Origin of the sequence: Staphylococcus sp. NRL 16/872, from assembly GCF_022815905.2 — a bacterium.
Classification (GTDB): Bacteria; Bacillota; Bacilli; order Staphylococcales; family Staphylococcaceae; genus Staphylococcus.
The window spans coordinates 483,108-495,153 of record NZ_CP119327.1; the positions used below are offsets into that span (position 1 = coordinate 483,108).

At 34.9% G+C, this 12,046-nt stretch carries 9 protein-coding genes; 3 read left to right on the top strand and 6 right to left on the bottom strand.

Features of this window, described 5'->3' with window-relative positions; genetic code table 11:
* Positions 1 to 6 precede the first annotated feature (6 nt).
* A complete protein-coding gene (locus MT340_RS02200) occupies positions 7 to 813 on the bottom strand; it encodes a VOC family protein (RefSeq protein ID WP_243588590.1) in 807 nt (268 codons plus the stop codon).
* A 296-nt stretch (positions 814 to 1,109) separates the two neighbouring features.
* A complete protein-coding gene (locus MT340_RS02205; RefSeq protein WP_243588591.1) occupies positions 1,110 to 1,391 on the bottom strand; it encodes a GNAT family N-acetyltransferase in 282 nt (93 codons plus the stop codon).
* A gap of 218 nt (positions 1,392 to 1,609) precedes the next feature.
* Here MT340_RS02205 and MT340_RS02210 point away from each other — a divergent pair, with 218 nt between their 5' ends.
* A complete protein-coding gene (locus MT340_RS02210) occupies positions 1,610 to 2,533 on the top strand; it encodes a metal ABC transporter solute-binding protein, Zn/Mn family (RefSeq protein WP_481906652.1) in 924 nt (307 codons plus the stop codon).
* 13 nt (positions 2,534 to 2,546) lie between these two features.
* Here MT340_RS02210 and MT340_RS02215 read toward each other — a convergent pair whose 3' ends face one another.
* Positions 2,547 to 3,293: a hypothetical protein gene (locus MT340_RS02215; RefSeq protein ID WP_243588592.1), complete on the bottom strand. Its 747-nt coding sequence runs from the start codon at positions 3,291 to 3,293 to the stop codon at positions 2,547 to 2,549.
* Positions 3,294 to 3,534: 241 nt separating this feature from the next.
* The gene (aldA, locus tag MT340_RS02220; RefSeq protein WP_243588593.1) at positions 3,535 to 4,959 is read right to left on the bottom strand and encodes an aldehyde dehydrogenase; all 1,425 of its coding nucleotides are present in this window, start codon (positions 4,957 to 4,959) and stop codon (positions 3,535 to 3,537) included.
* Between the two features lie 263 nt (positions 4,960 to 5,222).
* Here aldA and mhqR point away from each other — a divergent pair, with 263 nt between their 5' ends.
* A complete protein-coding gene (mhqR, locus tag MT340_RS02225; RefSeq protein ID WP_243590223.1) occupies positions 5,223 to 5,651 on the top strand; it encodes a MarR family transcriptional regulator MhqR in 429 nt (142 codons plus the stop codon).
* A 58-nt stretch (positions 5,652 to 5,709) separates the two neighbouring features.
* Here mhqR and MT340_RS02230 read toward each other — a convergent pair whose 3' ends face one another.
* Positions 5,710 to 6,777 carry a YkvI family membrane protein gene (locus MT340_RS02230; protein ID WP_243588594.1) on the bottom strand — a complete coding sequence of 356 codons (1,068 nt, stop codon included), beginning with the start codon at positions 6,775 to 6,777 and terminating at the stop codon, positions 5,710 to 5,712.
* Between the two features lie 235 nt (positions 6,778 to 7,012).
* Between MT340_RS02230 and MT340_RS02235 the strand changes: the two genes are divergently transcribed.
* Positions 7,013 to 8,794: a cation:proton antiporter gene (locus tag MT340_RS02235; protein WP_243603536.1), complete on the top strand. Its 1,782-nt coding sequence runs from the start codon at positions 7,013 to 7,015 to the stop codon at positions 8,792 to 8,794.
* A 1,104-nt stretch (positions 8,795 to 9,898) separates the two neighbouring features.
* Here MT340_RS02235 and MT340_RS02240 read toward each other — a convergent pair.
* Positions 9,899 to 11,863, bottom strand: a complete 1,965-nt coding sequence (locus MT340_RS02240) for a fructose-1,6-bisphosphatase (RefSeq protein ID WP_243588595.1) — start codon at positions 11,861 to 11,863, stop codon at positions 9,899 to 9,901.
* Between the last annotated feature and the right edge of the window lie 183 nt (positions 11,864 to 12,046).

A 12,046-nucleotide genomic window follows, 5' to 3' on the forward strand; every position in this document is an offset into this window, starting at 1 on the left:
TTACTATTATCCAGGTACTACGCTTGTATCACTGTGAAGTGTGATGTCGAAGCCTTCTGGTGATGTAAGTTGTGTTTCTTCTACATTTGGTTTGTAAATATCAAAGTGAGCTAAACCATAAGTATGCTCATTGTCTAAGCGTACTTGATTAGATTGCCAAGTGTTTGCAGCAATGTGGTGATGATATTTTTGTGTAGACATGAATAACGCTTGTGGATAGTGAGAAATATGTTCTAAACCTATTTGTTCAATATAAAACTCACGTGCTTGACCTAAATCATGTGTTTTAAGGTGTAAATGTCCAATTTTGCCTCCTGCAGGCCAACCTTGCCAACCTTCTTCAGAACGTTGTGCAATTAAATCATCAGCATCCACTTCTAGGGTATCCATTTTCACGAAACCATCAGACCATTGCCAAGTATCAATAGGACGATCTTGATAGACCTCAATACCATTGCCTTCCGGATCATTAAAATATAGTGCCTCACTTACTAAATGCTCGCCACCACCGACAGGAATGTTCATGCGACTCATATGGAAAAGGAAGTTTGCTAAATCTGTACGACTTGGTAAAAGATAAGCGACATGGAATAATCCAGCTTCTCTAAAAGCAGGGCGACGTCCGTCTTCTAATAAATTTAATGTTAAAGTGTGTCCGTGTGCACCTACGTTAAACGTAACAGATTGGTTATTTTGTTCTTTGATTGAAAATCCTAATATATTTGAATAAAAATCAGTCATTCTATTTAAATCTTGTACATTTAAAGTAATATTTGTAACTTGTGTTGCTTCAGTTGTGTGAAATGAAGTCATAGTAACGTGCCTCCTACGATGAAATAAATCATCTCTATCTATAATTTATATTAAGTATAATAAATATACTCCATAAACAACAAACGTGCAAGATAATTGTTTTAATCCAAAGAAAAGGGAGGAAGACAGAAACCATTATTTAAAAAAGGTTTCGTTGTCTTCCCCCGGCAAGGATGACTAGGTTTGAAAAAAGCTTAATTTAAGCGCATTTTCAAATCAGGCAGCTACTGCCAAAATGTTAACGAAGGCTGAGACATTTATTTATCCCAACCTCCAATGAATTTCTAAATATTTAATTATCCGAAGTAAACGTCTTGATAATCTTCATTTTTTTCTAATACGTCTTTCGCAAATGGGCAAGATGCGATAATTTTTAAATTATTTTCACGTGCATGTTGTACCACTGCATCTACTAATTTAGTGCCTAAACCTTGGCCACCTAATTCATCAGACACGCCAGTGTGGTCAATGTCGATTTCATTATTATCAACTTGTTTATAAGTGATTACTGCTTGCGGATTATTTTCATCGTCACCAACGTAAAATTTGTTATTACCTTGTTTAATGTCTTCAGCCATGTTACGTCACTCCTTTAAAAATGTCTTAGTACTATGTATCACTTTTCCAGAAAAACAAAACATTCGATAAATAAATTTTAGAATATAAAGATTATACAAATTGTTGTAAACAGAGATATTGCTTTTTTTAAACAGAACCGATATAGTTGAGAACGAAATTATTACGTTTTGGAGGGGTTTAGTTGTTTTTGAAAAGGGCGTCCGTACTGATCCTCATTATGTGCTTAAGTATCGCTTTATCAGCTTGTAGCACAACACACAGTACCCATACAAAAGAGAAGGTTACAACCAAAAATAAAATCGACATCTATACGACTGTATTCGCATTCAAAAGTTTTACACAACAAATCGGCGGTAAATACGTCAACGTGGATACAATTTATCCTCCAGGGGCAGATACCCATACGTATGAACCAAGTCAGCGCGATATGATTAATATTGCTAAAAGTGATTTGTTTATTTATTCAAGTGATGAGTTAGATCCAGTTGCAGAAAAGATTACGAAATCAATGAACAATGACGATATGAAATTAGCGGTGGCAGATGACCTAAGTCATAAAGACTTATTAACAGAAGACAATGATCATGATGAACATGAACACCACCACGCTGAAGCGGGACATGACCCACACGTGTGGCTAGATCCAGTGCTAGATAAAAAATTTGCTAAGAAGATTAAAGAGGATTTAGTGAAACGAGACCCGTCTCATAAAGCGTATTATGAAAAGAATTTTCAAAAGTTGAATCAAGATTTAACACACTTAGACAAAGAGTTAACACAAATTACGACACATCCTAAACGTGATAAAGTAGTGATTTCTCATGATTCATTAGGCTATTTAGCACAGCGATATCACTTTGAACAAGAAGGCGTTAGTGGCATGAATAACGAAGAGACAAGTCAGAAAGATATTCTTGCGATGATTAAACAAATTGATCAAACACACCAACCTTACATCTTATATGAACAAAATATTACTTCTAAAATCACAGATGTCATTCGCGATGAAACTAAAGCCAAACCAGTAAGTTTCAATAACTTATCCGTCCTAACTAAAGAACAAGCCAACGACGACACATTAACTTTCCAATCCATCATGAAGAAAAACATCAAAGCCTTAGACAAAGCATTGAATGAATAAATTAGATTAAGAGTTAAGTGATTTTTAATATTTTAGTTTCAAGTTCTTTCTTTATATATTTTGTAAAGGAAGCGATTAATTCAAGGTAATAAAATACTTTTTCAGTTGACAATGAAATTTTTTTCTTACTATAGTTATAATCATTTCTATATTTATCATCTGTCTTCCCTAATTTATGAATAATTAAGTGTCTAGTGTCGTGTAATTGTTTTAAACCTGTATAATTATAGTTATAAAGGTTTTCATAACTAAAATTTTTAAAATTTATATTGAACTTTTTGAGATATAATTTTTCTATCTCTTCGAAGCCAGATCTACCTAATTTTGAAGTTAATTTATTAATATAATCTGTTTCTAAAGAAAATTTGTCTTTTAAAAGAAATTCTGAAATATTTAACTCATACTTTCCTTTTTCATAGAATAATGATTTATCATAAAAAAATATAGTTTTAACCATATCTACCAAAAAAACTTCTAGTAGAGTTACTAAACGAATTAGAACCATCTCATCGAGGAATTGTTGATATCCTTTTTGGAACTTTTTTAACAAATCTCGTTTATCATGTTGTATTAGATGCTCTTTTTGGTAAAGTTCTTCTTTAAAATAGATTTTTTCTCGATAAGGAGTAGTAGGCAAAGATTGAGTTAATAGGTCGATGGAATGATCATAGGAAAGTAATGTTCCTAAATACCATCTGTGTAATCTATCAAAATTTAAACTAAAATTCCGATATTCTTTAAAGAATTCATGTACATTCATTGATGGTCCTCCTTTATAGATAAACTTATTATAATATGTTATCATTAATTAAGAGGAAAATCATAGTCGATGGCAACGACTCATAAAATGCCAATAATAGCTGATTTTTCTATGATAAATATAAAAAATAAATATTTTTAATTAATAAGTCGCTTATCATTTGGCGACGCATAAAATAATGATGAAAAAACGCCAAATCTAATTAGATTTGGCGTTTTCATTAATATTAAGCTGCTTTATATTACCATCTAATATAACTTACTGTTGTATTATAGTATTCCTCAAAGCCGTGAATACCATCGGCACCACCTAAACCAGATTCTCTCCAGCCAGCATGATAACCATTTATAACTTCTTCCGCTTCACAGTTGGCATACACTTCACCGAATTTAAGTCGTTCTGTTGCTTCCATCACTTCTTTTAAATTCTCAGAGAAGATATATGAAGATAGTCCAGCATTTGTATCATTCGCCGCGTCAATCACTTCGTCAAAGTCATTATAAGTCGTTACAGCAAGCACAGGCCCAAATATTTCTTCTTTAAACGCACTATCGCTCGTTTTCACATTATCAATAATCGTAGGTTCATAGAAGAAACCAGCACGGTCCATCTTATGTCCACCTAACACAAGGTTAGCGCCATTCTTAGCTGCTTCTTGTACTTTTTCATCAATGCTATCTAATTGTTTCTGATTAATAATCGCGCCGTAATCTGTATTGTCATCAAATGGATCGCCCACGTGAAGTTGACTCATGCGATCTTTCGCTTTAGCAATAAAGTCATCATGCACATCTTCATGCACGAAGATACGTTCAGGACATGTACACACTTGACCTGCATTATTAATACGCGCTGTTACGATATATTCTATCGCTTTATCTAAATCAGCATGTGGTGTGACTAAGACAGGGGCATTACCGCCTAATTCAAGATTCACTTTCTTCACAGTATCAGCAGCATTCTTATACACGGCTTTACCAGCGGCCATACTACCTGTTAGTGACACTAATTGAATATCTTCATGTGTTGCAAGTTGAGTACCTACAGTTTCACCAGTACCAGGCACGATTTGAATTAAACCAGCTGGGATTGTTGATGCACGGAATAATTCTGCTAATTTCAATGTTAATAATGTTGTTTCCTCACTTGGCTTAATAACTACAGAACAACCAGTCACCACAGCTGGAATAACCTTACGCATTAACACCATAATCGGCGCATTCCATGGCACAATGCCTGCAGTGACTCCAATTGGTTTCTTCGTTAATTGAATATTTTCATTGGCAACACTATTTTGTAACACTTCACCTTTATTGCTCATACTCAAGCTCGTCATATAGTCGATATATTGAATCGCTTTATCAATTTCTCCCTCAGCTTGCGCAAGCGTCTTACCTTGCTCCTCGACATATAACTTCGCTAATTCATCCTTATTTTGTTCTAATAAAGGAATCAATAATTTTACATGTTCCGCACGTGTAGGTGCAGGCACACGCTCCCATTCACGTTGCGCATGTTTTGATTTCTCAATCGCTTCATTCACTTCTTCTTCCGTCGCAAACGTGATGGTATCAATTTTTTCGCCTGTTGCAGGATTAATCACATCCATCGTCTCATTTGACTTACTCTCTATAAATTCATTGTTAATAAATAGTTGATTGGCCATTTAAGACACCTCCAATCATAGTATTCCCAGAAATCATTATATTCATTCGTTTTTCTTTTTGGGAAAGGTCAGAGAGACTTATTTGTTATTTGAAACTTCATTTTCAACAGCACAATACGCCACAAAATTACAAGGATGGAAAGTGAGAAACGGCACATAATTATGCATCAATAATGGACAAAAATATTCAAATTGACGATGAAATACAGAAAGTGTATAATTTATCTCTAAATCGAAATGAATTTCTAAAAAGAGGTGAGGAAATGAATCGCACGCAAGAGTCACTAAAAGCATTTATAGGGCTACATAGGGCATTGGATGCGTTAGAGAAAGTAGTTAAACAAGATGTTCAAAATTACGGACTAAACGTCACAGAATTTGCCGTCTTGGAATTACTTTACAACAAAGGCCCACAACCGATTCAACGCATCAGAGATAGAGTTCTCATCGCAAGTAGCAGTATTTCTTATGTGGTGAGCCAATTGGAAGACAAAGGGTGGATCACGCGTGATAAAGACCCTAACGATCAACGTGTCTATCACGCAACTTTGACAGATAAAGGACAGCAATTCATGGCGAAGATCTTTCCTCAACATGCCACGACACTGACACATGCTTTCTCAGAATTAACAGAAGAGGAACTGATTACGCTTCAACAGGCTTTCAAGAAATTAAGTAAACAATCCCCCTGAAATATAACATAAAAGGTTCTCATTGGTACTATAAGCGTACCTGTGAGAACCTTTTGTGTTACTTGTGTCTTAAAGATGTAAATTGAATAAAGCCTCGATACATAATTGGGATGAGGAGTATGAAACCGAACAAGCCCATGATTGGGAAGACTTTTCCGATTAAAGAAATAAAACCGATAAACGTACATATAAACGTAACGACGGCCATAGCGATAATTAGCACGAAATAGCGTTTGGAAAAGGGCTCAGTAAAACGTGAAGCGAAAGCATACATTAAGCCAACGACCGTGTTATAAATTACCAAAATCATAATAATCGACATTATTGTACCTAATAATGGAGAAATTTGACGTGCTAACAATAGGGTAGGGAGCGCGACAGATTGAATATGCTCAAACTCAGTAATCAAGCCTAAGTTAATCATTAATAGTAAAAATGTAATGATGATGCCACCTAATAAACCACCCCAAAGCGCAGATTGGCGATGTTTCAAACGACCGCCCATGACACTTAAGAAACTAAACGCAGCCGCAATTTGTAGACTCGCATAATTTAATCCATCAAACCACCAACCAAGCGATAACCCGTGATGATGTTCAGCATAATCGTTGGCAGCCGTGAAGTCTAAATGGCCCGTCATAAAGTAATAAATAGCGATAATTGTCACTACAATGACTAAGAAAGGCGTTACCACGCCTAAAACGGCAATTAAGCGGTCAAAATTTAAAAATAATGTCACTAGAATAAGAAGCACTAACAGTAGAGAACTCATCCAGAAAGGTAAACCAAAGCTTTCGTGCACAGTCGATGCGCCACCAGCAGTCATTATAATCGCTAATGAAAATAAGAAAATAGTAAGAATAATATCAAATAAATGCGCCATCCAAGAGGGTAAATAAAATCGTATCGATTCAGAATGATTATGTGACTTTATACGATAACCTGTATGTAAAACAAATATGCCACCTAATGTCACTATCACACCCGTGATAAGAATAGCGAGAATACTATAACTTCCATTACTTGTAAAAAATTGAAAAACTTCCTGTCCTGTCGCAAAACCAGCGCCCACAACCACACCAACAAACGCAAACGCGACTATAATCGCTTCTTTAAAATATTGCACTTCCTAAAAATCCTCTCAAACTTAAAATATATTTATAAAAACAATTATCTATTTTAACGAAATTTTTCAAAAAAATAAATACTAAAGTTTATATGAGATGAACAATGTATTTTCACAAAAGTCATTTAATAAAGTGAAATACAATAGTAATGCAGTCTTAAAGAAAGTTTGATAGTATAACACAGTATTAAGTAAAAACTAGGAAATGAATTTTTTAATCGAGGAAGGTGTAGGTATGTCTTTTGATTTACCTGTCATGCTCATCATTGTGCTATTTTTAGCGTTAGGAATCTTTAGCCAATGGTTAGCGACACGTATCAAATGGCCCTCAATCGTTGTCATGTCGATTGTAGGTTTATTAGTAGGGCCAATACTAGGGCTAGCGAATCCCCAACATACGCTAGGATCAGAGGTATTTAGTCCTATTGTTTCATTGGCTGTAGCGATTATTTTATTTGAAGGTAGTAGTAACTTAGATTTCCGTGAATTAAAAGGAATTTCTAAAGCAGTCATTCGTATTATTACGATAGGAGCTGCGATTTCATGGATTTTAGGCTCCATCGCTTTAAATAAAATATTAGAATTCCCATTATCAGTTTCTGTCGTTATGGGCGGATTATTTCTTATTACAGGTCCGACAGTTATTCAACCACTACTCAAACAAGCGAAAGTGCGCAAGAGCGTGGATTCTATTTTACGTTGGGAAAGCATCATTTTAGATCCTATCGGCCCAATTTTAGCCTTAACAGCGTTTTATGTTTATCAAATCATTGAACAAGGCTTCGGTTTACAAGTTATCTTTCTATTTATCTTGAAAATTATAATCACCGCTGCTATTGGATTTGGCGCATCATTTATATTCAATTTGTTGATTCAACGCGATATGATTCCACAAAATCTAATGCCATCTATTCAACTTGTCTTTATTCTGTTGGTATTTAGTATTTGTGATCAAATCTTACAAGAATCAGGTTTATTAGCTGTAACTATATTTGGTTTAATGATGGCACGATATAAGCGTCATGATTTAATTTTCAAAGAGTCAGATCATTTTGTTGAAAATGCTTCATCCATATTAGTATCAACCGTGTTTATTCTGATTACGTCATCATTAACGTCATCAGTATTAATGGATGTCTTATCATGGCAATTACTTGTCTTTGCGATCGTCATGATTATTCTAGTACGACCTATTTCAGTACTGTTATCAACTATTGGTACTGAAATTACGAAAAAAGAACGCGCACTTGTTGCCATGATGGCACCACGAGGTATTGTCGTATTAACAGTAGCTCAATTCTTTGGGGGCTTATTTTTAAACGACCACGTTAAAATGGCAAGTTATATTACTCCAGTAACATTTGGACTAGTATTTATTACCGTAGTTATTTATGGCTTTAGCTTTACCCCTGTAAGTAAATTGCTTGGTTTAGCTAGTACAGAACCACCTGGTGTCATCATAGTAGGGGAAAGTGAATTCTCCTTCCATTTAGGTAGCAAACTTCGTGAACATGATATTCCAGTCATGGTCTTCAACTTGTTTGAGAACACAACAACTAAAGCAGAAGAATATGGCTTTGAAATATTCAAAGGCAATTTACTTTCAAGTAACGACCGAATTTATGCGGATTTAATTCGCTATAATAAATGCTTACTCATGACGAAATCCTTTATTTTCAACAGTTTAGCCTTTAACGAATTAGTACCAGAATTTGGTCTCAACAATGTGAGCATGATGCCTGTATCGTTTACTGATGAACAGGCAAGAAATAATCTGAATGGTCCATTACGTAACCATATTTTATTTGATGAAAATCACAGCCCAAGATGGTTTGATAATACGATTGTGAATAAAAATATCGTGGAAATACATGCAGAAGAATATGACGATATTACTGACAGCGACATGATTATTTATCATATCGATGACGATAAAGTCGTATCATTTAATAAAAGCCATAAGCCATTACAACAATTCGATCATGGTACCTATGGCATATTGAGAGACGTGTATTAAGAAATTCTAGATAAACCATCACTCATTCTGTTGTGATGCTTGCCCAGGGTACAGTTTCAGCCAGAAATTCCTCACAGATAAATCTGTGGGGATTTCTAAGGTCTTCTAAAGCAGTTCTTAAATGGATGACCATTTCACTTAAGTTGAGATGCTTGCCTAGGGGGCTGGGTCGAGCCTTGATCTTGTAAAGTAGTTCTAAGATAGATATTCACTCGTTTAAGTTGTTTCGCGTTCCAGGGGTGCTGTCTCTAAAGCAGCTCTTAGATGGATGGCACTCATTTTGTTGCGACGCTTTCTTGCGGGAAAGGCTCAAGCCTGTAGTCTTGAGGCTCTTTCTTTTCCGCCAAGAGTCGCGCAACGCCATTCGTTATCCATCTTTAGAGCTACTTACCTAAGTGCTATTGCACTTAGGTTCATTAACAGCACTGCGCCCCTAGGAGTCTCCACAACTACACTTCGTAATCTATCTTAGAACTACTTACGTAAGTGTTTGAACACTTACGTTCATCAATAATTCACCCCCCCTCAGGCGTCACTCAACTACGTTCCATTGTCCATTTTAGAACTACTTACTTAAGTGTGTAAGCACTTAAGTTCATCAAAACACTGTTCCCTCGGGCGTCACACAACGCCATTCGTTGATTATCATTAGAATTTCTCACACAATTATTAATGTCAAAATATATATTTATTAAAGTATTAATAAATATATATCTTCAGGTAATGTTGTATGTTTTAAATAAGTATGAATTTAGCTTTTTATATTAATTTTAAAAATAACTTTAAGTGTATAGTAATGAAATATTATAGTTCAAATTAATATAATACCGTTTAATAAAACAAATAAGACTGGCGAAGATATTACTCTTTGCCAGTCTTTTTAGCTATTGATAATTAGTTTGAAAAGGATAAGGATAAACTATTATAAATAAACACATGAATATATTATGTATATAAGTAGTTCTAAGATAGATAACGAAACGTAGTTGCGAAGACTCCTAGTGGAAAAGAAAGAGCCTCAAGACTACAGGCTTGAGCCTTTCCCACAGGAACGCGTAGCAACTTAAGTGAGTGACTATCTATCTTAGAACTAGTTTGTTGATATTACTTCAAATATCTATCGTGCATTAATAATTTTAAAATGCGAATTTGTTCTAACATTTCTTTACCTTCGTTAGTATCTTTAATCTTCTTACGTTGTAGTTCTTCATCCACCACACGACGTACTGATAATTCATCGGCACCATCTGAAAGTACTTTATCTCTCGCATCAAAATGTTGATGTGCCACTAACTGCATACCAAATGAATTGTAAAGTAACGTATAACCCGCAATACCTGTCGTCTTCTGATACGCTTTAGAGAAACCACCATCGATGACAATCATCTTACCATCAGCTTTGATAGGATCCTCACCATCAACCTCTTTCACTGGCGTATGTCCATTGATAATACGTCCTTCATCTGGATTTAAGCCAAAGTCTTTCAACATCTTGCGAATCATATCTACATCTTCACGTAAATAATAATATGGATTTTTAGGTTCCTTATGAGATGCTTTATCTTCAATAAAGTAACGTTCAAATGTCGTCATAGCTCTTTTTCCGAAAAGTGAGCTATACTTACCTGTCCATAAATACCATACTAAATCAGTTGAAAGGTCATCAGTAATGTCTTTATTGTCATATGCTAGACGTACATGTCTTTCAAAAACATCTAGTAAGTCACGACCTTTGTGTAATTCGCCTTCGATTTCAAATGATTCCATTTCTCCATTTTCATCAACAGGAATACAACCATGAATAAGAAGATTGCCGTTATAAGGTAGGTAGAGCGTACCTTTTTGCATTAGGAAAGCCATATGACGTTTTAATTTCTCAGATTGTTGGAAAGAAAGTAATAATTTATCGATCACTTCTTCTTCTTCAGGTAATAATTTGCCAGGGTCTTTCGGGTCAACAGTATTAAAACATGTGTCTTTTAAAGGATATGTTTTGCCGTAAATTGTTATTTCGTTCGTATCATAGTTGACCTTTTCAAGGACTAAACGATCGTCCATTTCAAAGCTTGGACGGCGTTTAATAATCGGCATTTCCAATTTGAATTGAATCATTGCGATAGCTTGATGAATCTTCGTGATTTGATCCTCTTCAAGTTTAGATAATCCAGCAGATTTGTCGGGACGTTTTTTCGGTTTAAAGGCCGGATTATCACCGTCATAATGTTCTTCGGCTAATGTAAGTAAAGGACGTAAATTAATGCCATAAGCGTCTTCGATAATATCTAAATTGTCGTAACGTGCACAGATACGTAATAAGTTAGCAAGACATGCTTTAGAACCGGCATAGGCACCTATCCATAGCACATCATGGTTACCCCATTGGATATCTACAGAATGATAATCAATTAAAGTATCCATAATTTTATCTGGTTGAGGACCACGATCATAGATATCACCAACAACGTGTAGGTGGTTTACCACAAGTCGTTGCACAGTATAAGACAGACCAATAATTAAGTCATCTGATTGTTCAAGTTCAATAATTAGATTAACGAGAGTTTCGTAATACGATTTCTTATTATTGAATTCATTGCTTTTATAAAGGAGTTCTTCCACGATATATGTAAATTCTTCAGGCAGTGCTTTACGCAACTTAGAACGTGTATATTTTGAAGAACAGTAGGTGATGAGTTCGATTAAACGTTCAATTGTAGTGATATACCAAATATTTAATTTACCTTTAGAATCAAAGTTATTTTTCACAAGTTTTAATTTTTCTTCAGGATAATAAACGAGCGCTGATAAGTCATCAATTTCTTTCGGAGATAGCTTGTCTTCGAAGATGTCATTGATTTTAGCGCGAACGTTACCCGAACCATTACGTAGCACGTGTTGAAAAGATTCATACTCACCATGTAAGTCACTTACAAAGTGTTCTGTACCTTTAGGTAATTCCAGGATAGATTCTAAATTGATAATTTCTGTAGCGAGTTTTTCTGGGCTATCAAATTGTTGAGACAATAAATCTAAATATTTCTTTCTTAATTCACTTTCAGTTGTTTGAGTCATTCGTTTTTCACTCCTGTGTGACATTATCGTTTGTTTTTTAAAAAGGCAGCAAAACATAAAACCGCTTACATAAATTATCTTTAAAAAGTACCTTTTTTTCAATGGGGATGCTTAAATTGTCGAAATTAAAATAAAAAACCATCCATGCAGGTTGAAACTACACGAATGGTATACGTTATCTCT

Bases quoted from the DNA above. Each gene is read 5' to 3' on its own strand.
- MT340_RS02200 (WP_243588590.1), bottom strand. From the start codon at position 813: ATGACTTCATTTCACACAACTGAAGCAACACAAGTTACAAATATTACT.
- MT340_RS02205 (WP_243588591.1), bottom strand. From the start codon at position 1,391: ATGGCTGAAGACATTAAACAAGGTAATAACAAATTTTACGTTGGTGAC.
- MT340_RS02210 (WP_481906652.1), top strand. From the start codon at position 1,610: ATGTGCTTAAGTATCGCTTTATCAGCTTGTAGCACAACACACAGTACC.
- MT340_RS02215 (WP_243588592.1), bottom strand. From the start codon at position 3,293: ATGAATGTACATGAATTCTTTAAAGAATATCGGAATTTTAGTTTAAAT.
- aldA (WP_243588593.1), bottom strand. From the start codon at position 4,959: ATGGCCAATCAACTATTTATTAACAATGAATTTATAGAGAGTAAGTCA.
- mhqR (WP_243590223.1), top strand. From the start codon at position 5,223: ATGAATCGCACGCAAGAGTCACTAAAAGCATTTATAGGGCTACATAGG.
- MT340_RS02235 (WP_243603536.1), top strand. From the start codon at position 7,013: ATGTCTTTTGATTTACCTGTCATGCTCATCATTGTGCTATTTTTAGCG.
- MT340_RS02240 (WP_243588595.1), bottom strand. From the start codon at position 11,863: ATGACTCAAACAACTGAAAGTGAATTAAGAAAGAAATATTTAGATTTA.